The following is a 22,567-nucleotide window of genomic DNA, read 5'->3' on the forward strand; positions in this document are numbered from 1 at the left end:
TGCGTTGCCATGGCACTCACGCTTTCTGGCGAGTTGCTTCTCGAAGCGCGTCCTCACATCGCCCTGCGACGCTGCCGTCTGGACGATGAGGACCGGTCGGGAGCTCCCGACCGGTATGAAAGAGCGGTAGCGGATACTTCCAGCGACGTCATTCCGTAATGAATGCGACTGTACGTTTTTGCCGTTCGTCGACCGAGAGCGAAAAAACGTCGGGACGCGAATAATGACCGATGACGTCGAAATCGTAACGAGCTCGCGTAATGTCATCCGTGTCCACCTCGGCCACGACGAGTCCTGTTTCGCCATGCAGCGGTCCTGCAAGCACTTCTCCCAGCGGTCCAACAATTAGGCTGCCACCGTTGATGAGAGGGCGATCCTTGTCCCAGCCGGGCACGTCGAGGCCGAGCGCCGCCGGCGACGGTTGCACCTGGCACGCGCTGATGACGAAACACCGACCTTCATGAGCAATGTGCCGCATCGAGCATTGCCAGATGTCGCGTTCGTCGACGGTGGGTGCACACCAGATCTGCACGCCCTTCGCATACATCGCCATGCGCAGTAACGGCATATGGTTCTCCCAGCAAATCGCCGCACCGACGACGCCCGCCTCTGTCGCCACGGCCGGGAGCGTCGAGCCGTCGCCTTGTCCCCAGATCAGACGTTCCGTTCCCGTCGGCATCAGCTTTCGATGCCTGGCCACGAGTCCTTCACCAGGGCTGAAAAACAGGGCGGTGCAATACAGCGTACTTCCCGCGCGTTCGATGACACCGATGACAATCGACGCGTTGCATCGAGCAGATAGCTCGGCAAGCGCGTCGGCTTCCGGGCCGGGTACGTCGACCGCATTCTCGTAATAGCCGGCAAAGGCTTCGCGCCCTTCAGGCAGCCGGTACCCGAGCCGCGTTCCGAATATCTCGCCTTTAGGATAGCCGCCAAGCAGCGCTTCAGGCATGACGACAAGCTTCGCGCCGGATGCGCGAATTTGATCTTCGAACGACAAAATATGTTGAAGCGTTTTCGCTTTACCCAGCGGCGATGCCCCGATCTGAAGCGCGGCAACTTTCGATTTGGACACGGTACTCTCCATGGAAACTTTTGATGCATCCATCATCGCGCAGCCATAAAATAGAAGGAATGCATATCCCAACTTTTCGATATGAGCAATATTGATATCTCGACTGTCGATCTGAATCTTCTGAAAATTTTTGAAGCATTGTTCGAGGAAGGCGGAGCAAGCCGGGCCGCAATTCGTCTGGATATGACTCAATCGGCGGTCAGTGCCGCATTGAGGAGACTGCGCGATGTCTATTCGGACACGCTGTTCGTACGCACGGGGCGTGGTCTTGCACCGACATCGAGGGCGCGCGAACTGAAGCCCGTCATTAGCGAGGCGCTCGACGGATGCCGTCTCAGTCTCACGATCTCGGCGCCCGATGCAAAGACCTTCTACGGCCGCGCGGTATCCATCGGGCTCTCGGACGACATCGAGATCGCAGTGGGACCCAAAATCATGGATGCGGTTAGCAGACGAGCCCCTGGGCTGCGAATCATTTTTCGACAGACGTATAGCCAGATCGTCAGCGATTCACTCGCCAATCAGGAAATGGATTTGGCTATCACGGCAGGCGGACTGGCGTCGCGAGGGCTCGGCCACAAGGTATTGGGTGAGGGAGGCTACGCCTGTCTGGTCGATCGATCGAGCTTCAAGGATTCAACCAACGAATTGACGATCGACGAATATGTCGAGCGCGGACATATCCTTGTGTCTTCCGGTGGAGTGGTCGGAATCGTCGATGAAGCATTGGCTACATTGAACCTGAAACGAAAGGTCATCGGATCGACGACCCATTTCGCCGGGCTGCCCTTTTTATTGAAAGGGAGCCGGGCAGTGGCAACGATTCCGCAGCACGCAGCTGTCGCGATAGCGAATATGACCGGTCTGCAATTGCTAGCCTGTCCGCTCGTCCTGCCACGCTATTCCATCGAACTCGGCTGGCGCAACAGTTCATTGCGCGACGCTGCGATCGTCAAGGTTCAGGGCGCAATTTCCGAATGCTTTTCGAATCCGGCTTAGCCCTGAGGGAAAGACCTTGTCTCGATAGTGCCGACGGCAAAACCGGGCCCGTTCCGATGCAAAGCCGCCGACGCGGCTTCGCACCGGAAGGGACGATCAGAACAGATGCGAAATGCCTACCTGGAACGTTCTTGCTGTCGGATTTCCGGGGCCGACCGGGGCACCGGAATAGAGTCCGCCACCAAGCGACCATTGCGATCCATTTCTATTCTCGATCTGACCATAATCCGAATAGAGGAACGTGCTCTTCGAGAGCGAATAAGTCAAACCGATCGCGTACAGAGATGAAGACTGGCTTGCCGCGGAACTACGGGTTCGGTCGAATATGTGCGCATATTGTGCGATTAGCGTCAACGCAGGAGTGGCGTTCCACGTCACACCTATCGGAACCATGTCGTAGATCTGGGTGCCCAGGAATTTGGTTTCCGAGTTCGCCCAACTGTTCCAGTCGCGATGGAAGCCACTGAACACCGTGAAACTGTAAATCTTATAATTTCCGCCCGCTGTAAATGACGCATAGTTTCCAGTTCCGTACGCGTTCTCACCTATTACGTAACCCGCGCCTAGCTTGAGGTTGTACCGGTCGTAGGAAATCGAGCCACCTTTCAGATTTCCGGCAACACCTGTGTCTGAAAATCCATACATCAACCGTACGCGCAAACCCGCATAGTCCGGCGATACGTACTCGACGGAATTGTTGGCACGGCCGAGCTGAGCTCGCGCCTGATTTGCCGCGATAGGCTGTGAAAGTCCTCCGGCCATCCCGAGAGTGAATGCATCGATCGTCCAGAAAATACGGTTCTCGGGGTTGTACTGGCGTCCCATCGTAACGTTACCGTAGCCGCTCGTGAGACCAACGTACGCCTGCCGCCCGAACAGAAGTCCCCCTTGTTGCAACGCGCCGGTTGCCGAAGAAAAGCCATTTTCGACCTGGAAGACTGCATGCACGCCGTTGCCCAGATCTTCGTCGCCCTTGAGGCCCCACCGCGAGCCCAAATCGCTGCCGCTCATCATTCTGCTCACGGTTCCATATCCCTGATTCGAGATATCGACGACCGTATCGATCACGCCGTACAGGGTTACGGAATCTGCCCGTGCCGGCGAAGACAAGCAGATCGTCGTTGCCGCAGTTGCCCCAATGCATCCCAATCTCCAAACCTTTTTTCTTTTCACTATAAATTAGTAAATCTAAATAAATTAGATGAATAGATACGCTGATCTTGTTACTGCATGGGTGCTTGAAGACCTAATCACTCATCGAGTAATCAGACACCGCGATCGTGGCGCGAAGCGTCTCTGCGTATCGCTTCCGCGCATCCCTTGCTTCGTCGTTCCCGTCGAAAGACGCGGCGGCTTGTGCCATTGCCTGCGCAAGCGCGTCCCGGTGAGCTTCGTCCCGGAAGGTGAAGATTCGTGCATGCGTCCATGCAGCATCACCTTCCGGCCGAATAGTGACGACATCGACGAATACATTCGCCGCGTGTGCAATTTCATCGATCGGCTCGACCACGTCGCGGACGTAATCCGCATACGCCTGTTCTTTGCCCGGATGAACCTTCACCTTGAAGACACGAGCGCATGTCGCTCGCGAAGTAATCGGATTTTCAAGCATCGGATTTCACTCCTTTCAGGTTGTCGTTTATCGCCCGGTCGCGGACAACGGGCAGGGTCGAGCGCACGCGGCCGACTTCCGACAGATCGATGTCGACGGTCAATACGCCCTCACCTTCGTCGATCGTTCCGAGAACGCGGCCCCACGGATCCACCGCCATCGTGTGTCCCCACGTGCGACGCCCCGATTTATGAAGACCGCCTTGCGCCGAAGCGAGCAGAAAGCACTGGTTGTCGACGGCGCGTGTGCGAATCAGCAATTCCCAGTGCGCGGCGCCGGTTGGAAAAGTGAATGCGGACGGGAGAACCACGACGTCGACTTCGCCGAGTCGCTCAAAGAATCGTGGAAAGCGGACGTCATAGCAGATGCCCAGACCGACACGCCCCCATGGAAGATTCACCGCGACCAGTTCGTCGCCACCGATCATCGTGAGATTTTCGTCATGGGTCACTTCGGCAGACGAAATACTGAACAGGTTGCACTTGTCGTACCGGGCGACGCATTCGCCATCGGGGCCGAACATGAGCGTCGTATTGGTCACCCGTTTGGGATCGGCTGTCTTGAGCGGTATCGAACCGCCGACAAGCCAGATCCCGTGTCTCCTTGCGGCGCTTCCAAGCATGTCCTGAATCGGCCCGGCTCCCTTATCTTCAGCGATCCTCAATTTTGCAGAAGCGTCGCTGCTGAGCTGGCAGAAATATTCCGGCAACGAAACAAATTCGGCGCGGCTGGAAGCAGCTTCGGCAATCAGGCGCTCAGCTGTCTCGAGATTCTCGGCACAATCGGGTGACGAAACCATTTGAATGGCAGCGGCGCGTATCGTGGACTTCATGATTTCCTCGGGATAAGTATTCGAACGTTGGTTCTTTCTGTTGACGAGCGAAGCGTCAGTTAGCCAAGCGGGTGTTTGCTCGCATCGGATAGATCAACAGCCATGCGAATGCGCCGACTATTGCAATGGCTGCAGTGGCGCTGAGCGCGACGATCCAGTTTCCGTCGCGATGTACGAGCATGGCCATCAAAACGGGCCCCAACGCTGCGCCGCCATTGGTCAGCATGCCGTTCCACGCAGTGAGAATGCCGGTGTTGTCGCCGCCTACATGCTGAATGGTCGACCACGTGGAAACCTGAACGAACCCCATGCCTCCGAGGGAAACGGCGAGCAACGCCAGAGCTGCCGGTACTTCATGCATGTTCACGCCTAACACGAGACAAACGGCCGAAACCAGAAAGCCGAACACCGCCGATGGGACACGTGCCGCCCATTCAGACCCGGTGCGTTTGTAGATGTGGTCCGCAGCCACCGATGCGATGCAAACCACTGCCAGCAGGATCATCCACGGAACGGACGAAAAGAAACCGAGCGACTTCAATGCGACGCCGCGTTCCTGCATCAGGTAGGTGGGCAACCAGGTGTTGAAGAAGCCCATGACCCCGCCCGTGCAGACACCTTGAAGTCCGATCGTCCAGAATGCGCGACGCCGAACAAGTGCGGCCAGCGACCCCTTCCGTTCGTGTACGCGTTCGTCAGCCATGCCCTTGCGGATGTATGCGCGCTCGTCGTCGGATACGCCCGGATGTTCGTCAGGCGTGTTGCGGAAGAATGTCCACCACAACACGGCACTGACCAGGCCAAGGAGACCGAACGTCAAAAACGCGCTGCGCCATCCGAAATCGCTCACCAGCAACGCAGTGATCGGCGCGCCCAGGATCGGCCCGAGATAGACGCCGGCCAGCAGCGCCGAATTTGCGCGGGACCGTTCTGCGGTCGGGAACCACTGCTTGAACGACGCGATGGAACTTGGCCAGTCGACGGCCTGAAATCCACCGAGCAGCAAACGCATGCCAGTCAACGCACCAACCGACGGCGCGAACGGTATGGCGAGCGTGAGGACAGACCAGGCAGCATTCGCGACGACGAGTGCAATACGCGCCCCGAAATAGGCGGCAAACATCCCGGCTGGAATGGAGAGCAGCGCATAGGACCAGTGAAATGCCGTCAGAATCCACGACATCTGCTGCAGACTGAAGCCCAGGTCTTTCTGGATGATGGGCGCGGCGACCACCATCGCTGTGCGATCCAGTGACATCAACAGAGTGATTGGCAGGAACAGTAACCACGCAAGCTTCCAGCGCACGACCGTGCGTGTTTTCATATTTCTATCTCTTCCAAAAATGCCCGCGATGGTGCAATCGGCCGGAATGGCTCGGGGCGCTAACTGACGACCAGGCGGTTAGCGCAATGGCGAAGCGGCCGGTTAGAGCCGTGTCCGTATGGTCGCAGGTCGACAGCGCAGGGAAACCGGTCTGTCGAGATATTCGATATGAACACCAAAAATATCGAGCAGCGGGAGCGTGCTTCGAGGCGTATCACGCCATGTGGATAGCTGGTGTGGCGACGTAAGCGCGCTGGCGAGTTGAGATGCCGGTCGAATTCTTTGTCTCGGCCGCCGCAGTGAATGTCCTGGACAACCCACGGGCGTCGACCATCAGCCTGCTGATCCACCACGTTCGGGAGGACCGGGAGATGTGTGCGAGGCTAGTCGCCCGCAAAACGAACTGTCGGCCGATGCTGGCCTGTGCTTCCTGTCCAGCTACGTCTTGCCCGGCGGATAAATCGTCCGGTTCATTGGGGAATGGAATCGTTCATCGAGCAACGGTGATATCCGCGCGTGACAGATGTTCGCCAATGTCTCCGTAGACGGACTTGTGATGCCCGTCGCGCTGAGGCCGCGAGAGGACGTCAGGGCTCCCGGCCATGCTACGCCATTGCCTTAAAAAATTAGAACGGCGGGGAAACGATGACTCAGTATGACGACCTCACCCGCCGCGGCACCGCGCGACGCAGGCTATTCAGCCGAAGTGACGAGCGTTGAAGGTCCTGCAATACGTTTGCCGATGCCCTTCCTTGTGTTTTGCATTCCGAATTGTTCTGCTTTTATGCCTGAGGTCAATGCGCCAGAATCCCCATCGCACGCTTTTTCAGCTCCAGAAAGTGAGGTTCGAAAGCGACCTCCTGAGTACGCGGCCGTTCCAGTTCGATGGGTACGTCGAGCGCGACGCGCCCCGGTCGCGCCGAAAGCACGACAAGACGCGTGCCGAGAAAGATCGCTTCGTCGATGTCATGGGTGATGAACACGACCGTGCAGTGAAGCTTTTCCCACAGCGCCGTCAAAAACGTCTGCATGGAACTGCGGGTCTGCGCATCCAATGCGCCGAAGGGCTCGTCCATCAGCAGCACCTTCGGCTTCATCACGAGCGCCCGCGCGATCGCCACACGCTGTTGCATGCCGCCCGACAACTCATAGGGTTTGTGCCGGGCGAAAGACTCCAGACCGATGATCCGCAGGATGTCCGCCGAGTCCTTGCGCCGTTGGGCTCTCGACACCGAATGCAATGACGGCCCGAACTCGATGTTTTCTTCCACGCTGAGCCACGGAAACAATCCGGCCTGCTGGAACACGACGACACGGTCGGCCCCAGGCTCGTCCTTGACCTCGCCATCGATATAGATGTTGCCGCGCGTGGGCGACGTCAAACCTGCGAGCAGGTGCAGCAAGGTGGTCTTTCCGCAGCCGGAGGCGCCGAGCACGGTGACGAATTCGCCGCCCCGGAACTGCAGATTGATGTTTTCCAGTGCCGCTGTGGCGCCGAATGTCTTGTACAGAGAATCGATGACGATATTCAAGTTCGTCTCCTGCTTGACGGTCAGACAGTCAATGGGTCAGTGCGCGAGAGATTTGGAGTACTGTGGCGCGACGTTATTGTCGAAGTTCGCCGGCACCGTCGGGATGCGGCCTATCGAGTTGAGCACCTTGGCCGTATTCACCAGGGTCAGGTACGTCGCGGAGGTTTTGACGCCCGCGTCGAGGCCCATGACTTTCGGCGTGGTCTGGTCGGCGCCGGAGAACAGTTCATAACCGGCAAGCTCACTCGTCGCGACAGGCACGGTCACACCCGTTGCTTTCGCCATCTCGGCGAGCGCCTGGTCGCGATTCTTCATCGTCGCCTGATAGCCCTGGTCGAGAGCCGCGACGAAACCGCGGACCAGGTCCGGATGCGCCTTCGCCCACTCCGAGTTGGCAATGCAGACGTTGTAGCTCGAGGCTTCTCGCGGCAGATCGCCATCGGTCTTGATCGCATTGCCGCCAGCCGCGCGCAGCGCGCTGAATACCGGATCCCAGACGATTGCCGCGTCGATCGCACCGGTCACCCAGGATGTGCGCATCTGCGGTGGCGCCATGTTGATCTGCGTGACCGACGAATACGGCACGTGCGCGGCAGCAAGGAAGGTCGCCAGTTCGAAAGAGGCCTGCGAGCCGGCCACGATCGCGATCTTCTTGCCTTGCAGCGCCGCGACGTCATGGATGCCGCTGTCGGGCTTGACCACGATGCCGGCCGCATTCGTATAGCGCTCCTGGTTGTACACGATGGTCATCGGCAAGCCCTGTGCGATGGCGGTGACGAGCGGTGGAACACCGAGGCCGCACATGAACGTGAGACTGTTCGACGCCAACGCGCTCATCGCCGCAGGGCCCGAACTGAAGAGCTTGTACTGGACGTCGGCGTTCATCTGGTGTTCGAACATATGTTCAGCCATCGACACCATGTACGGATCGGCGCCGTTGTCCTCGTAACCGATGATGACCTCAGGCTTGCTCTGCGAGTAAGCCGCGCCCGGAACAAAACAACTGCTGGCAAGCACGACCGCGCTCACGCCATAGACCCATTGCATCGTTTTCATTTTTCGTCTCCTCCGAAACCCGCTCAGTTATGTCCGCGCCAGGGAACAACCCAATTTTCGATCCTGCGAATCACCAGTTCCATGGCATACCCGATCAACCCGATGATCACGATGCCGACAATCACGATGGCAACCTGCAAGGCTTGTCCGGCGAACTGCACGAGCCAGCCCAGCCCGCTGCTCGCCGCGATCAGTTCCGCGGCAACGAGACACGTCCAAGCCACGCCGATCCCCACGCGCATCGCGGTGAAGATCTCCGGCAGCGCCGAAGGCAGCACGACCCTGCGGAAGATTTGCGCGTTGCTCGCACCGAGCGTGCGCGCCACCGAGATGCGTAGCGCTGGCGTGCTTTTCACGCCCGACATCGTGCCGATGATGATGACCGGAATGGTGCCGACGAGAATCAGAATGGCCTTGGGCAATTCGCCGATCCCGAACCACACCACCAGCAGCGGAATATAGGCGAGCGGCGGAACCGGCCGGATGAACTGGAGCAAAGGATCGATGATGTCGAACACGATCTTGTTGCGCGACATCAGGAGTCCGATGGGAACGCCGATCGCAATCGCGCCCACAAAACCGATGACGATGCGAAAACAACTGATCAGGATGTCGCTAATGAGCGCCTGCCCGCCATATCCGTTGCGGACGATTTCGACGAAGGCCTGCCACACCGCCACCGGCGAGGGCAGCGCGAACGCCGGGAAGATGCCCGCCATCGACACCACCTGCCAAAGCGCGACCGATACCACGAGCACGGCGCTCGTCAGCCAGTAGGAATTGAATTTCCCGCGGGTGCGGCGGATATTGATCACCGGCTCGATCGACGAGTCGACCGGATGCTTCATCGTCTTTGCTGGTCTGGGTAAGGCTCTCACCGCCGTCTCCTCAAGTTGAAAAACAATGAGCACGCCAAGGAACGCCCTTCGTCACCCAATTCGCGCGCGCGGCGTACGGATTACGGCGTGAACCACCGGTCGGTGGCTCGAAGTTCCACGTCCTGCTTTGGTTCCATCTAAAGTATAGTCAGCGGCTATCAGGACAGATTTCAGCTTCTTCTTGTATTTCGCACTTGCAGTCTCGCCGGTTTAGTCAAGCATTCTCAATCAATAAAGCGGCGGGTAGTACCAGGCGAGACGATCCGATGGATCCAGTGTCTGACGAGCGTTGTTCCCGGTCTTTCGGGGCGTCGCAGGAACAATCAGTCTGATCTCTTCCGATTATTTGAACGACGCGCGCTCGAACTCGAAGCCCGTACGGCGTTCGCGCTGCGTCGCAGCAAGCGCATGATGGGCGCGCTCGTGTCGAGTTTTTTCCCGAAAGCGCTGTGCGGACTGTCTCGTCGCCAACAGTCGCTCCGAAATTTACCTAATCGACTCGGGTGGCCAGTCTTGAATATCGTGTGTTGATTGACCGGCCGGTTACCGGCCTCGCCAATGCCCTTTCACCGCCTTCATCGATCACAGGAGTAAGCATGCCGACCCGTACCCCGTCCGCCCTTTGGGCCCAGCAGTTCCGACGGTCACCGGAGTCGAAGACAAGTCTGCAGCACCAGATTCGCGAGATGCTGGTGGCCTCCATCCTCGACGGGCAGTTGCCCCCTGACGCCGCCCTGCCGTCGAGCCGGGATCTGGCCGAGCAGCTCGGCGTCGCTCGCAACACCGTCGTACTCGCCTACCAGATGCTCGTAGAGGAAGGCTATCTGGTCTCGCGCGAGCGCAGCGGTCACTTCGTCAATCCCGCGATGCTGGAGGGCCTGCACGGCGTGACGGTGCAACAGCGGGTGCAACAGCGGGCGCAGCAGCCCGGCGTCGTCAAGCCTCACGGCGCGGAGTCGCCCGCCCCGCCCGTGTGGAAATCGCGCATCGTGCGCCCGCCCTCGGCCCAGCGCAACATCGTCAAACCCGCCAATTGGCAGAACTACGCATATCCCTTCATCTACGGGCAGTTCGATCAATCGCTCTTTCCGACCAACGACTGGCGCGAGTGCTGCCTGAAAGCGCTCTCGATCATGGAGATCCGCAACTGGGCGCCCGACCTGATCGAGCGCGACGACGAGTCGCTGATCCAGCAGATCCGCACGCGTGTCCTGCCACGGCGCGGTGTGTTCGCGATGCCCGAGGAGATCATCATCACGAACGGCTGCCAGCAGGCGCTCTATCTCGTCGCCGACCTGCTCTGCGGAAAACAGACGACGGTCGGCTTCGAGAACCCGGGATATCCCGATGCGCGCAACATCTTCGTGAACCGCAACGCGCGTCTGCTCGAGCTGCCGGTCGACAGCGAAGGGATCGATCCGGTACGCCTGCGCGACTCTCTCGCTCGCTGCGATTACGTATTCGTCACGCCGAGCCACCAGTGCCCGACCACGGCCACCATGCCCATCACTCGCCGCCGGGCGCTGCTCGAACTCGCCCAGCAGCACGATTTCGTCATCATCGAAGACGACTACGAGAGCGAGAACACCTTCTCCGGCACGCCGCATCCGGCCTTGAAGAGCCTCGACACGGCGGATCGCGTGATCTACGTCGGCAGCCTTTCGAAGACGTTCGCACCCGGCCTGCGTCTCGGTTACGTGGTCGGCCCGCCCGAGCTCGTGCGCGAGTTGCGCGCGCTACGCCGCCTGATGGTCCGGCACCCGGTGGCCTATATCCAGCGCGCGTTCGCGACGTTCCTCGCGCTCGGACACCACGACGCGCTGCTGCGCCGGCTCGCGCATGCTTACAAGGAGCGGGCGAGCGCGTTGATGGCGGCGCTCGACACTCATCTGCCGGAAGTGCGTTACGTGCCAGTCGGTGGCGGCGCGTCGTGCTGGGTTCAGGGCCCGCCGTGGCTCGACGCCACGCGCCTTGCAGACGAGGCGCGCGAGGCTGGCATTCTGATCGAGCCCGGCGGCGTGTTCTTCGCCGACGAGACCGAACACAGCCCCTGGTTCCGCATGGGATTCTCCGCGATCAAGCTCGAGAAAATCGAACCCGGCGTGCGCGCGCTCGCGCAAGTCGTGCGCCAGCAGCGGCCCGACTGAGTCTTCGCAGATCCGGCCGCGCGCTGGCCCAGGCGAAAGCTGCGCACTGGTGCTACCGCGCTCGATGGCCAAACCCTAACGTGTCGCTATACCGTGCCGCGCGCGACTTCACGCGCGCAGCACGGCACCGGCTTTTCAACTGGAGACACGTATGGCAGATACGCTCAGCGCCCAACGCGCCGTCACGGCCGACACGCTCGCCGCTTTTTCCGATGCCTTCAACCGCCATGACGCCACCGCGCTGATGGCGTTCATGACCGAGGACTGCGTGTTCGACGCAGCCGGCGGCCCCGAGGTCTACGGCGCCCGCCATGTCGGACGCGAGGCGGTGCGCGCTGCCTTCGAAGCGGTCTTTCGCACGTTCCCCGATGCCCACTGGGGCGAGGGGCGCCATTACGTCACGGGCGACCGCGGCGTGTCCGAATGGGTGTTCACCGGCACGCATGCCGAAGGCTGGCGCATCGAAGCCGAAGGCTGCGATCTCTTCGAGTTCCGCGACGGTCTGATTGCCGTGAAGCGCGCGTTTCGCAAGGAGCGCCCGAAGCAGCCCGCCTGATTCCACGCATCGGCGCCTGGCAGCGCCGGGCGTTTTGAAACGAAACGTTCCATTCCATTTCAGATTCATTCATCGAGGACGGAATCCCTTGACCCGCATGGGCCGCCGAATAGCATTCAAAAAACGGCATTCCGTCAAACGATAACCGGAGACAGTTGATGAGCGAAAAGACCCCAACCCAGACGGCCAGCGGCCCGCAGGACATGACCCCGTCTGAAGCCTTCGTCGAGACCCTCGCGGCCAATGGCGTGACCGACATGTTCGGCATCATGGGCTCCGCGTTCATGGACGCGATGGACATCTTCGCGCCCGCCGGCATCCGCCTCATTCCCGTCGTCCACGAGCAGGGCGCGGCGCACATGGCCGACGGCTACTCGCGCGTATCGGGCCGCCACGGCGTCGTGATCGGCCAGAACGGTCCCGGCATCAGCAACTGCGTGACGGCTATCGCGGCCGCTTACTGGGCGCATAGCCCGGTCGTGATGGTCACGCCCGAGGCGGGCACGATGGGCATCGGCCTGGGCGGTTTCCAGGAAGCGAATCAACTGCCGATGTTCCAGGAGTTCACAAAGTACCAGGGCCACGTGACGAACCCGGCACGCATGGCCGAGTTCACCGCGCGTTGCTTCGACCGCGCGATGTCCGAAATGGGCCCGACCCAGCTCAACATTCCGCGCGATTACTTCTACGGCAAGATCAAGGCCGAGATTCCGCAGCCGCGCCGCCTCGACCGCGGCCCCGGCGGTGACGAAAGCCTGAACGAAGCGGCGGATCTGATCGCCGCCGCGAAGTTCCCGGTCATCATCTCCGGCGGCGGCGTCGTGATGGGCGATGCGATCGAGGAGTGCAAGGCGCTCGCCGAACGCCTCGGCGCACCCGTCGTGAACAGCTACCTGCACAACGACTCGTTCCCGGCGAACCATCCGCTCTGGTGCGGCCCGCTTGGCTACCAGGGATCGAAGGCCGCGATGAAGCTGATCTCGCGCGCGGACGTCGTGATTGCGCTGGGCTCGCGTCTCGGGCCATTCGGCACGCTGCCGCAACATGGTATGGACTACTGGCCAAAAGACGCGAAGATCATCCAGATCGACGCCGATCACAAGATGCTCGGCCTCGTGAAGAAGATCTCAGTGGGCATTTGCGGCGATGCGAAGGCGGCCGCGCAGGCGCTGACCGAGCGCCTCGCGAACCGCACCCTCACGAGCGACGCCACGCGCGGCGAGCGCGGCGACCAGATCGCCACCGAAAAGGCCGCATGGGAAAAAGAGCTCGACGCATGGACGCACGAGCGCGACGCCTACAGCCTCGACATGATCGAAGAGCAGAAGCACGAGCGCACGCCGGGCGGCGGCGAGTATCTGCATCCGCGCCAGGTGCTGCGCGAGCTGGAGAAGGCGATGCCCGAGGACGTGATGGTTTCGACCGACATCGGCAACATCAACTCCGTCGCCAACAGCTATCTGCGCTTCAACAAGCCGCGCAGCCTCTTCGCCGCGATGAGCTGGGGCAACTGCGGCTACGCGTTCCCGACCATCATCGGCGCGAAGGTGGCCGCGCCCCATCGCCCGGCGATCTCGTATGCGGGCGACGGCGCCTGGGGCATGAGCCTCATGGAAACGCTCACCTGCGTGCGCCACAACATTCCGGTGACGGCCGTCGTTTTCCATAACCGCCAGTGGGGCGCGGAGAAGAAGAACCAGGTGGACTTCTACGATCGCCGCTTCGTGGCGGGCGAGCTGGAGAGCCCGAGCTTCGCCGGCATCGCGAAGGCGATGGGCGCGGAAGGCATCGTCGTGGACAGGCTGGAGGACGTGGGCCCGGCGCTCAAGCGCGCGATCGACCTGCAGATGAACCACGGCAAGACGACCATCGTCGAGATCATGTGCACGCGCGAGCTTGGCGATCCGTTCCGCCGCGACGCACTCTCGAAGCCTGTGCGCCTGCTCGACAAGTACAAGGACTTCGTCTGAAGGGCCAGCAGCCCGCGCGCCACACCGTGCGCGCGGGCGCGCGCGTTCGCCGGCCGCAGGCGGTGCATCCGCTCGTGGCCGGTTGTCGTCTGGACACGCCAGGCGCCGGTGTGAGTCCATCTGTTCGTGAGCCCCATTTGTGGGCTCATTCGTGAGCCCATGACACCATGAAAGCCCTGAACCGTATCGTCGAAGCCGCACGCCTCGCGCCCATGCGCATCGTGCTTTGCGAGGCCGAGGACGCGCGCGTGCTTGCCGCCGCGGCCCGGGCAAGCCATGAGGGCCTCGCGCGCATCACGCTCGTGGGCGACCCGGGCGCCGTCCGGGCGGCCGCCGCGCGCGAGTCGGTCGATCTCGGCGAGATCACGCTGATCGACCCGCAAACCAGCGCATGGCGCGCAGCTTTCGCCGACGAGCTCGTTGCGCTTCGCGCCCGCAAGGGCATGACGCCCGCGCTTGCCTGGGAGGAAGCCGCGAAGCCACTCGCCTTTGCCAACCTGATGGTGCGTCTCGGCCACGCGGACGGTTCGGTGGCGGGAGCCGTTCACACGAGCGCCGACGTCGTGCGCACGGCCATCCAGCTGATCGGCGTCGAACCGTCATTCAAGCTCGTCTCGAGCTTCTTCCTGATGATGCTGTGCGAGCCGTTTCATCGTTATAAAGGCGGGCTGATCTTCTCCGACTGCGCGCTCGTGGTGGACCCCGACGCGGCGCAACTCGCCGAGATCGCCATGGCCGCCGCCGACAGCGCGCGCAGCCTCCTGATGGAAGAGCCACGCGTCGCAATGCTGTCGTTCTCGACGAGCGGCAGCGCCCACCATGCGAGCGTGGACAAGGTGATCGAGGCGACACGGCGCGTGCACGAGCAGCGTCCCGCGCTCTGCGTGGATGGCGACGTGCAGCTCGACGCGGCGCTCGTCGCGGAGATCGCCGAGCGCAAGATCGAGCATTCGCAGTGCGGCGGCCACGCGAACGTGCTGGTGTTCCCGAATCTCGACGCGGGCAATATCGGCTACAAGCTCGCGGAGCGCCTCGGCGGTGCGAAGGCCATCGGCCCGCTGATGCAGGGTCTCAACCTGCCCGCCAATGATCTCTCGCGCGGCTGCTGCCCCGAGGATATCTATTACGTGATTGCCACCACGGCGGTCCAGGCGCAGACGGCCCGCCAACGCGCCGTCACTCATCTGAAGGAACCCCACGCAGCATGACTTCATGCCTCGCGCCCGTCGCAAGCATCGCCACCCTGCTGAGTCTCGTCGCACTCGCAAACCATGCGTCCGCGCTGCCCGGCAAGCTCCACCCTATTTGCTAACGCCGCGCTCCGATCCATCGCGCGAGACCGATCAACCGCGTCATGTCGAGCGGCTCGCCGGAGTCGAGCGCGACGCAATGCCGGTAGTACGGGCTGAGGTCCAGCCCGACACCTAGCCCGATCACATCGACGTCACGCATGGCCTCGTGGCGCGCCACCACCTCCTTCAGGTGATTGTCGAGATAGAAGGCGTCGTTCGCCTGGGCCGTTGCCGTATCCATCGGGCTGCCGTCAGAGATCGCGACGAGAATGCGCCGAGCCTCGGCGCGGCTCGCGAGCCGCGCGCACGCCCATTCGACGGCTTCCCCGTCCACGCCCTCGCGAAACAGGTCGGCCTTGAGAAGCGCGGCGATGGCCGGGCGAGCGCGCCGCCAGCTCTCGTCGGCGGACTTGAACACCATGTGGCAGGTCTCGTTCAGGCGCCCCGGATGCGGCGGCCGTCCGTCCCCCAGCCAACCTGCACGCGCACGGCCCCCGTTCCAGGCGAGCGTCGTGAAGCCGAGCACCTCGGTCGCGATTCCCACCTGCTCGCACGCACGCGCGAGCAGATCGACCATCATCGCGACGGGCTCGATATGCGCCTTCATCGACCCGGAACAATCGATCAGGAAGCCGACCACGCAATCGCCACGCGGCTGCAGCCGCTCGCGCCTGAACACGCGCCGCTCGGCGGGCGAGCTAACGATCTGCGCAAGACGCCTGCCGTCGATGCGGCCGTCCTCCTCGCCAAAGAGCCAGCCGTCACGCTGCGGCACCGCAATCGCCATCTGCAGCACGCGCGCGAGCCGCGCGACGTTGATGCCGCACGCGGCGATGCGCTCGTCGAGCCGCTCCCGATACTCGCGCAGCAGCGCCTCACGCACATGCGTCGCAGGCCGGATCTCGCGGTCGTACTGCGTCGTGTACGCGCGATAACCGTCCGCCGCCTCGGCCAGCACGCGGCTCTCGCCGGTCTGCGCAAGCGCGGGCAGCTCGACGCTCGTTTCGTCGAAATCGACCCAGAGCGAGAACGACGTCAACGCGTCGTCGGGCGCGCTGGCTTCCTCGGCGTCGTCCTGCATGCGTGCCGCGCGCGCGTCCTCCAACAGTGACGCGACGCGGCGCGCAAGCTCGCGCGCGTGCGCCGCGTAGGCGCGCTGGTCCGCGCGCGCGGCGCGCAGCCCGGCGAGCTGCGCACCGATCGCCGGCACGATGCCGGCGCGCGTCGCTTCGATCAGATCCTCGGTCTCGTCGAGCACGGGCCAGCCGGTCACGCGCGACCATACGATCTGTGCGACCGTATAAAGCAGGATGCCGAGATGGCTCTCGCTCAAGCCCGACCGGCAATATGCGCGCGACCACGTTTCGAACCGGTGCCGCAGGTTCCCTTCGAGGCCATGCATGCCGGGCGGCAAGCACGCCTCGCAGCGCACCTGCTCGAACAGTTCGAACAGCAGGCGCTCGATCGGCGTGTCGGGAGACAGCAACCGGTGCAACGCTGCATCGGAATGGAGAAGCCGCTGCGCGGCGGCGTCGGCGGCGCCGCGCAGCGACGCGAAGTCGTCCTCGTAGACGTTGCTGCGCAGATGCGGCGCATGCAGCGGCAGCGGCCTCGACTCGCGGCAAAGCCGGCCGCCGCGATAATGCAGCGCGGCGTCGCCGGTGAGCGCGCGCACGGCGGCCGCGCATAGCGCCTCGCGCCGCAGCGCGGCGCGCACGGCCTCGGGCGTGGGCGTGGCCGTCATGTGTTCTGTCACGCGCGCGGCTCCGACGCATCGCCGCCGAAGCCGCCGTCGCTGTCCCTCGCGGTGGGCACGGCGTCCAGCTCGACGCCAAAGCAGCGCTGGTAATACTCGGCGACGATCGGCCGCTCCGCCTCGTCGCACTTGTTCAGGAACGTGAGCCGGAACGCCAGCGCGGGATCGCGGAAAATCTGGCAGTTCTCGGCCCAGTCGATGACCGTGCGCGGCGACATCAGCGTGGAAAGATCGCCGCTCGCGAACCCTTTGCGCGTGAGCGCCGCCATGCTGATCATCGAATCGACGAGCTGCCGGCCCGCCGCGTCGGCCATCTCCGGCACGCGGGCGAGCACGATGCCGGCCTCCTCCTCGCGCGGCAGGTAATTGAGCGTGGCGACCACGTTCCAGCGGTCCATCTGCGCGTGGTTGAGCATCTGCGTGCCGTGATACAGGCCGTTGAGATTGCCGAGGCCGATCGTGTTGGTGGTCGCGAAAAGGCGGAAGTGCGCGTGCGGACGGATCACGCGATTCTGGTCGAGCAGCGTGAAGCTGCCGTCGCGCTCGAGGATGCGCTGGATCACGAACATCACGTCGGGGCGGCCCGCATCGTATTCGTCGAAGATCAGCGCGACCGGACGCTGCAGCGCCCACGGCACGATGCCCTCCTGAAACTCCGTGACCTGGCGGCCGTCGCGCACCACGATGGCGTCCTTGCCGACGAGATCGAGCCGGCTGATATGGCCGTCGAGATTCACGCGCACGCAGGGCCAGTTCAGGCGCGCGGCGACCTGTTCGATATGCGTGGACTTGCCCGTGCCGTGCAAGCCCTGCACCATCACGCGCCGGTTGCGCGTGAAGCCGGCGAGTATCGCGAGCGTCACTTCCGGGTTGAAGCGATAAGCCTCGTCGACATCCGGCACGTGGGCGTCGCGCTCGCTGAAGGCGGGCACCATCAGGTTCGAATCGAAGGCAAAGCGTTCGCGCACCGACACCATGCGATCCGGCCCATCCATCGCGCGTTCCGTCGTCATCGCGTTCTCCTTTTCGTCTTCACGGCTGCATACGGGCGGCCTCATTCATCGGCCTCATTCGCCAAAACGGCCCGCGCCCGTCTCGGCCGCGACAGCGGGCTGCCACGTCGAGAAGACCGGCTCGTAGGCGCGGATGCGGGCACGGATGCGCGCGCGGCGCTGCAGCCATGCATAGGTGACGAGCAGCACGGCAAGGCTCGCGACGCCGAGCCAGAGCGGCTTGCGTTGCTCGGGAATGAACGCCATCGCGACCAGAATGCTCACCATACCGGTAATCGCGACCCATGTGAGGTACGGAAAACACCACATCTTCACGCGCAGCTCGCCGACTGCCGCCGGATCGAGACGTTTGCGCAGGCGCAGTTGCGACAAGGCGATCAGCAGATAAACAAAAATCGCGACCGTGCCATATGAATTGACGAGGAACGCGAACACCGTATCTGGCGACACGTACGACATCACGACCGACACATAGCCGAACACGGTGCCAAGCAGGATCGCGCGCACCGGCACGCCGCGGCGGTTCACCTTCGCGAGCGCCGCCGGCGCGTCGCCGTTGCGGGTCAGCGCGAACAGCATGCGCGACGCGGCATAGAGCCCCGAGTTGAGCGCTGAAAGAACCGCCGTCAGCACGATCGCGTTCATGACGTTCGCGGCGCCCGGCAAGCCCATCACTTCGAGCGCGCTCACGTAGGGTGTTGCCATGCGCGCCGAATTCCACGGCACGAGCGCGACCACGAGCAGCACGGAACCCACATAGAACACGAGCACGCGCGTGATGACGGAGTTCGTGGCCTTCGCGACGGCCTTGGCGGGTTCGCGCGCTTCAGCCGCCGCGATCGTGACGATCTCCGCGCCGAAGTAAAAGCCCGTTGCCGCGACGGCGCCGCTCAACACCGGCCCGATGCCCTTCGGCATGAGGCCGCCATGGCCGAGCAACGTCGGCAATACCGCGCCCGTATGCAGCGACGACGGCCACAGCCCAAGCACGTAGAGCCCACCCAGAAACAGGAAGACGACGATCGCCGCCACCTTGATCGAGGAGAACCAGAACTCGAACTCGCCGTAGCTGCCCACCGAAATCAGGTTCGTCGCGCTCAGCAGCACGAGCAGGACGAGACTGATGATCCAGGCGGGCGCATCGGGCAGCCAGAACTGCACGAGCTTGGCGCCCGCCACCGCCTCGACGGCGACCACGATCACCCAGAAATACCAGTACATCCAGCCCGTCAGGAAACCCGCCAGCTTGCCAGGCCCGCGCCAGGTGGCGAACGCGAGCCGCGCATATTCGTAGAACGAACCGACCGCGGGCATCGCGCACGCCATTTCGCCGAGCATGCGCATCACCAGCACGACGAGGCCGCCGGTGATGAGAAACGACAGCACCGCGGCGGGCCCTGTCTGCTGGATCACGACGCCGCTGCCGACAAAGAGACCGGCGCCGATCACGCCGCCTAGCGCGATCATCGTCATGTGGCGCTGCTTGAGCCCACATTTCAGTTCATGGTTGTCCATCGGGGGTTGCATGTCACCTCCTCAGATTCAAATCCGGGTTTTGCATGAGTGCGCGACGTGGGCCGCGCGTGCCATCCGTGACGGGTAGCGGGTGCGCGGCGCACACGCTGCTCGCCCGGAGGGTTATCGTCGGCTGTTATTCGCTTCGTGATCCGAACGGATGGGTTGCGGATCGGTGGCGGACGGTGATGGCGGCAGAAGCGGCCACGCCATGATCCGGCCGCCGTGGCGTGGCCGATTCTCAGGGCTTCTCGTCGTTCCTGAAGTACTGCAGATAGAGCATGCGCTGACCGATGCGCCTGAACGGCGCGAACGGGTGGCCAGGCAGCGGCGTGGTGAAGATCGGCAGCGTGTGCTGCGCCCCCTTGCCGGCGATGCGCTCGGCAAGCCGCCGCCCCGCCTGCTGCGAATACGATACGCCATTGCCACCGTAGCCGAGCGCGTAGAACACCGATTGCCCAGGATCGGGCTGGCACACGCGCGGCATCATGTCGTGGCTCACGTCCACCCAGCCCCACCACGAGTAGTCGATCTGCACGCCGCGCAGCGCCGGAAACTTGCGCGCCATGCCTTCCTTGAGCAGATCGAGATGGCGCGGATTCGGCGCGTCCTCGCCGGTGATCGCGCTGCGGCTGCCGATCTGCAGCCGGCCATCGGGCAGGAAGCGATAGTAAAAGCGCAGCGTGCGCGTGTCCGTGAGCACCTGGGTCGTGCGAAAGCCGCAGGCGGCGATCTCGGCTTCGGTGAGCGGGCGGGTGACCATCGAGTTCGAGAGGATCGGCATGACCTTGCTGCGCAGCGTGGGATGCAGCGTCTGCGCCGTGTACGCGCCGGTCGCGATGCCAACCGCGCGCGCGCGCACGACGCCGCCCGGTGTGCGCAGATGATGAACGCCGTTGATGGTCTCCCATCCCATCACCGGGCTGCTCGTGTGGACCTTGGCTCCCGCCGCGCGCGCGAGGCGCAGATAGCCGAACGCGAGCTTCAACGCGTGCACGCCGATCCCTTCGGGCTCGTGCAGCGCGCCGGCGGCTTCGTGGTCGTCGATGAATTCGCGGCGGAACGTCTGCGCGCTCAGAAGCTCCGACGGGTAGCCGAATACGTCCTTCCACACCTTCGCCTCGGCGGCGAGCTTCGCCATGATGCGCGGCCGGTGCGCGATCAGGAAGTGGCCGCCCGGCTGCGGATCGCAGTCGATCTCGGCGACGAGCTCCTTGAAGTGATCGAAGCCTTGCTGGATCTCATCGTGCATTTTCAGCGCGACGTCCTTGCCCCAGCGCTCGATCCACTGCGAGCGCGAGAGGCGTCCCGAAGCGTTCTGCCCCTGTCCGCCGTTGCGGCTGCTGCAACCCCAGCTCGTGCGGTTCGCCTCCAGCACCACCGCCTTGATGCCGTGCTCGCGCGCGAGGCACAACGCCGTGGCGAGCCCTGTGTAGCCCGCGCCGATGATCGCGACATCCACGTCGAGATCTTTCGTGACCGGCCCGTCGTCCGGCGGCGGGCTGCCCGCCGTCGCGACCCAGTAGGTCGGCGCATAGTCCTTGCCGACTCCGGGGCCCGGCGAGACGAGCGGATCGTAGGTGGGGTCGTACTTCGTGGAGCCGGAGCCGCTTGCGGCAAAACCGGCGGCGACGGGATCGACTGTGCTGTATCCCATGATCAATGCTCCACAGGCTTCGTGAAGACGGTTGCGCGGGCCGTTGCGAGAACGGGTCCTGCCGACTGCCTGTTCGTCATGCCTGTCTCCTTTCTCTTTTCGTATTGCTTTGGCGCTCCGTTAGAAAAAATTCTAGGCAGACCAGAATTGCTCAGGTAGATCCAGTGGCCTGGTATCGCCTGGTACAGCACGGCGCTTCACGCGTATTTGCACAACGTATCGGGGTAATCCGCTACGTAACCGCATGAACTTTGCGTCGATACTGAAACATGCTAAAAAACTCGAACAATTCGTTTCATTTCCCCACCTGCCAGATTCCATGGCACGCCCCTTTGGGAGGAAACCGATGCATGACACAGTGCGAGACGCCGCACAAGACAGTGCCCCCGCGCCGCGCGAAGAATCGTCGGCGGACGACGCTCGTGTGCTGCGCGCGCTCGTGGTGCTCGAACAGTTGGCGTCCGCGGGCCAGCCGTACACGCTCTCGCAGTTGTCGGCGCGGCTGCATATTCCCAAGGCGACGCTTCTGCGGCTCATCGATTCGCTGGAAGCGCGCGGCTACGTGATCCACATGCCCGATTCGCGAGGGCACGACCGCAGCATCGCGCTGGGCCCGCGCGCGGCGCAGCTCGCGCTCGCCACGCTCGCCAACAACACCTTTACGCGCTCGTGCCGCGTGCTGCTGCGCACGCTCGTGGAAGCGCTCGGCGAAACCTGCAATCTCACCGCGCTCGACGGCGATCGCGTGCTCTACATCGAGCGCGTCGAGACGACGGAGCCGTTGCGTATGGAGATGCGTCCGGGCATGCACGTTCCGCTGCACTGCACAGCGAGCGGCAAGCTCTTTCTTTCGCAGATGACGGTGCTCGAGCGCAACGCGCTGCTCGAACGCCTCGTGCTGACGAAGATGACGCACCGCACCCTGACTGCCCCGAAGGCGCTCGTGGCCGAGCTCGAACAGCTCGCGGTGCGCGGCATCGGCATCGACAACGAAGAATTCGTGCGGGGCATGGTCGCGATTGCGGTGCCGGTGCGCGACCCGAGCAGCAAACACGTGCTCGCCGCGCTCGCCGTGCATGCCCCAACCGCGCGCGCCACCCTCGAGGAGTTGCTGGAGTCCGTGGACCGCATGAAGCAAACGGCGAGCAGGCTCGCCCCGCTGCTCCAGGGGCTGTCGTTGACCTGAACGGCCGCGGGCGCGTCGCCGCTTCGACTGCAAACGCCCGCCCTTCGCGCCCGCCCTTCGCCGTGGACTTCTGATTCCGTTTCGGCAGTTTCCGTTTCACTTTCGGCCTGTGCGCATGATCCGCGCTTGCGGTCGGCCTCCCTATCCCCGACATTGATCCAAAAAGC

Annotated in this window: 18 protein-coding genes; 6 read left to right on the forward strand and 12 right to left on the reverse strand. The window is 63.0% G+C overall.

What is annotated here, in order from left to right; genetic code table 11:
• Positions 1 to 148 precede the first annotated feature (148 nt).
• Positions 149 to 1,075, reverse strand: a complete 927-nt coding sequence (locus tag B9Z01_RS10245) for a carbon-nitrogen hydrolase family protein (RefSeq protein WP_085483479.1) — start codon at positions 1,073 to 1,075, stop codon at positions 149 to 151.
• Between the two features lie 81 nt (positions 1,076 to 1,156).
• Between B9Z01_RS10245 and B9Z01_RS10250 the strand changes: the two genes are divergently transcribed.
• On the forward strand, positions 1,157 to 2,074 hold the full coding sequence (locus B9Z01_RS10250; RefSeq protein WP_085482548.1) for a LysR family transcriptional regulator: 918 nt from the start codon (positions 1,157 to 1,159) through the stop codon (positions 2,072 to 2,074).
• Positions 2,075 to 2,170: 96 nt separating this feature from the next.
• On the opposite strand, the gene B9Z01_RS10255 is transcribed toward B9Z01_RS10250, so the two are convergent.
• From B9Z01_RS10255 to B9Z01_RS10285, 7 genes are all read right to left on the reverse strand, one after another.
• Positions 2,171 to 3,247: a porin gene (locus B9Z01_RS10255; RefSeq protein ID WP_275937495.1), complete on the reverse strand. Its 1,077-nt coding sequence runs from the start codon at positions 3,245 to 3,247 to the stop codon at positions 2,171 to 2,173.
• A 73-nt stretch (positions 3,248 to 3,320) separates the two neighbouring features.
• A complete protein-coding gene (locus B9Z01_RS10260; RefSeq protein WP_085482552.1) occupies positions 3,321 to 3,686 on the reverse strand; it encodes a hypothetical protein in 366 nt (121 codons plus the stop codon).
• Positions 3,679 to 4,518, reverse strand: coding sequence for a carbon-nitrogen hydrolase family protein (locus tag B9Z01_RS10265; RefSeq protein ID WP_085482554.1), 840 nt, complete (start codon positions 4,516 to 4,518; stop codon positions 3,679 to 3,681). Before B9Z01_RS10265 ends, B9Z01_RS10260 begins: the two co-directional genes overlap by 8 nt.
• 55 nt (positions 4,519 to 4,573) lie before the next feature.
• Positions 4,574 to 5,842 (reverse strand): MFS transporter, encoded by a 1,269-nt coding sequence (locus B9Z01_RS10270; protein WP_085482556.1) that lies wholly within the window; start codon positions 5,840 to 5,842, stop codon positions 4,574 to 4,576.
• Positions 5,843 to 6,636: 794 nt separating this feature from the next.
• On the reverse strand, positions 6,637 to 7,374 hold the full coding sequence (locus B9Z01_RS10275; protein ID WP_085482558.1) for an ABC transporter ATP-binding protein: 738 nt from the start codon (positions 7,372 to 7,374) through the stop codon (positions 6,637 to 6,639).
• 36 nt (positions 7,375 to 7,410) lie between these two features.
• A complete protein-coding gene (locus tag B9Z01_RS10280; protein WP_085482560.1) occupies positions 7,411 to 8,430 on the reverse strand; it encodes a taurine ABC transporter substrate-binding protein in 1,020 nt (339 codons plus the stop codon).
• Between the two features lie 23 nt (positions 8,431 to 8,453).
• Complete coding sequence (locus B9Z01_RS10285; protein WP_244195978.1) at positions 8,454 to 9,245, reverse strand: ABC transporter permease; 792 nt, start codon at positions 9,243 to 9,245, stop codon at positions 8,454 to 8,456.
• Positions 9,246 to 9,904: 659 nt separating this feature from the next.
• Here B9Z01_RS10285 and pdxR point away from each other — a divergent pair.
• From pdxR to pta, 4 genes are all read left to right on the forward strand, one after another.
• Complete coding sequence (gene pdxR, locus B9Z01_RS10290; RefSeq protein WP_085482564.1) at positions 9,905 to 11,455, forward strand: MocR-like pyridoxine biosynthesis transcription factor PdxR; 1,551 nt, start codon at positions 9,905 to 9,907, stop codon at positions 11,453 to 11,455.
• A 151-nt stretch (positions 11,456 to 11,606) separates the two neighbouring features.
• Positions 11,607 to 12,011, forward strand: a complete 405-nt coding sequence (locus B9Z01_RS10295; RefSeq protein ID WP_085482566.1) for a nuclear transport factor 2 family protein — start codon at positions 11,607 to 11,609, stop codon at positions 12,009 to 12,011.
• Positions 12,012 to 12,169: 158 nt separating this feature from the next.
• Positions 12,170 to 13,981 carry a sulfoacetaldehyde acetyltransferase gene (gene xsc / locus B9Z01_RS10300; RefSeq protein WP_085482568.1) on the forward strand — a complete coding sequence of 604 codons (1,812 nt, stop codon included), beginning with the start codon at positions 12,170 to 12,172 and terminating at the stop codon, positions 13,979 to 13,981.
• Positions 13,982 to 14,148: 167 nt separating this feature from the next.
• Complete coding sequence (gene pta, locus B9Z01_RS10305; RefSeq protein WP_085482570.1) at positions 14,149 to 15,189, forward strand: phosphate acetyltransferase; 1,041 nt, start codon at positions 14,149 to 14,151, stop codon at positions 15,187 to 15,189.
• Between the two features lie 100 nt (positions 15,190 to 15,289).
• On the opposite strand, the gene B9Z01_RS10310 is transcribed toward pta, so the two are convergent.
• From B9Z01_RS10310 to B9Z01_RS10325, 4 genes are all read right to left on the reverse strand, one after another.
• On the reverse strand, positions 15,290 to 17,017 hold the full coding sequence (locus B9Z01_RS10310) for a cobaltochelatase CobT-related protein (RefSeq protein WP_085482572.1): 1,728 nt from the start codon (positions 17,015 to 17,017) through the stop codon (positions 15,290 to 15,292).
• Positions 17,018 to 17,025: 8 nt separating this feature from the next.
• Complete coding sequence (locus tag B9Z01_RS10315) at positions 17,026 to 18,042, reverse strand: AAA family ATPase (protein ID WP_420814657.1); 1,017 nt, start codon at positions 18,040 to 18,042, stop codon at positions 17,026 to 17,028.
• A 54-nt stretch (positions 18,043 to 18,096) separates the two neighbouring features.
• A complete protein-coding gene (locus B9Z01_RS10320; RefSeq protein WP_085482574.1) occupies positions 18,097 to 19,557 on the reverse strand; it encodes an amino acid permease in 1,461 nt (486 codons plus the stop codon).
• Positions 19,558 to 19,798: 241 nt separating this feature from the next.
• Positions 19,799 to 21,214, reverse strand: coding sequence for an NAD(P)/FAD-dependent oxidoreductase (locus B9Z01_RS10325; RefSeq protein ID WP_085482576.1), 1,416 nt, complete (start codon positions 21,212 to 21,214; stop codon positions 19,799 to 19,801).
• Positions 21,215 to 21,560: 346 nt separating this feature from the next.
• Between B9Z01_RS10325 and B9Z01_RS10330 the strand changes: the two genes are divergently transcribed.
• Positions 21,561 to 22,400, forward strand: a complete 840-nt coding sequence (locus tag B9Z01_RS10330; RefSeq protein WP_085482578.1) for an IclR family transcriptional regulator — start codon at positions 21,561 to 21,563, stop codon at positions 22,398 to 22,400.
• Positions 22,401 to 22,567 lie beyond the last annotated feature (167 nt).

The sequence above is a fragment of the Paraburkholderia susongensis genome (genome assembly GCF_900177725.1).
Lineage (GTDB): Bacteria > Pseudomonadota > Gammaproteobacteria > Burkholderiales > Burkholderiaceae > Paraburkholderia > Paraburkholderia susongensis.

What these genes read in the sequence shown, in the direction of transcription:
- B9Z01_RS10250 (WP_085482548.1), top strand. Translation starts at nt 1,157, where the DNA reads ATGAGCAATATTGATATCTCGACTGTCGATCTGAATCTTCTGAAAATT.
- B9Z01_RS10260 (WP_085482552.1), bottom strand. Translation starts at nt 3,686, where the DNA reads ATGCTTGAAAATCCGATTACTTCGCGAGCGACATGCGCTCGTGTCTTC.
- B9Z01_RS10265 (WP_085482554.1), bottom strand. Translation starts at nt 4,518, where the DNA reads ATGAAGTCCACGATACGCGCCGCTGCCATTCAAATGGTTTCGTCACCC.
- B9Z01_RS10270 (WP_085482556.1), bottom strand. Translation starts at nt 5,842, where the DNA reads ATGAAAACACGCACGGTCGTGCGCTGGAAGCTTGCGTGGTTACTGTTC.
- B9Z01_RS10280 (WP_085482560.1), bottom strand. Translation starts at nt 8,430, where the DNA reads ATGAAAACGATGCAATGGGTCTATGGCGTGAGCGCGGTCGTGCTTGCC.
- pdxR (WP_085482564.1), top strand. Translation starts at nt 9,905, where the DNA reads ATGCCGACCCGTACCCCGTCCGCCCTTTGGGCCCAGCAGTTCCGACGG.
- B9Z01_RS10295 (WP_085482566.1), top strand. Translation starts at nt 11,607, where the DNA reads ATGGCAGATACGCTCAGCGCCCAACGCGCCGTCACGGCCGACACGCTC.
- xsc (WP_085482568.1), top strand. Translation starts at nt 12,170, where the DNA reads ATGAGCGAAAAGACCCCAACCCAGACGGCCAGCGGCCCGCAGGACATG.
- pta (WP_085482570.1), top strand. Translation starts at nt 14,149, where the DNA reads ATGAAAGCCCTGAACCGTATCGTCGAAGCCGCACGCCTCGCGCCCATG.
- B9Z01_RS10310 (WP_085482572.1), bottom strand. Translation starts at nt 17,017, where the DNA reads ATGACGGCCACGCCCACGCCCGAGGCCGTGCGCGCCGCGCTGCGGCGC.
- B9Z01_RS10315 (WP_420814657.1), bottom strand. Translation starts at nt 18,042, where the DNA reads ATGACGACGGAACGCGCGATGGATGGGCCGGATCGCATGGTGTCGGTG.
- B9Z01_RS10320 (WP_085482574.1), bottom strand. Translation starts at nt 19,557, where the DNA reads ATGGACAACCATGAACTGAAATGTGGGCTCAAGCAGCGCCACATGACG.
- B9Z01_RS10325 (WP_085482576.1), bottom strand. Translation starts at nt 21,214, where the DNA reads ATGGGATACAGCACAGTCGATCCCGTCGCCGCCGGTTTTGCCGCAAGC.
- B9Z01_RS10330 (WP_085482578.1), top strand. Translation starts at nt 21,561, where the DNA reads ATGCATGACACAGTGCGAGACGCCGCACAAGACAGTGCCCCCGCGCCG.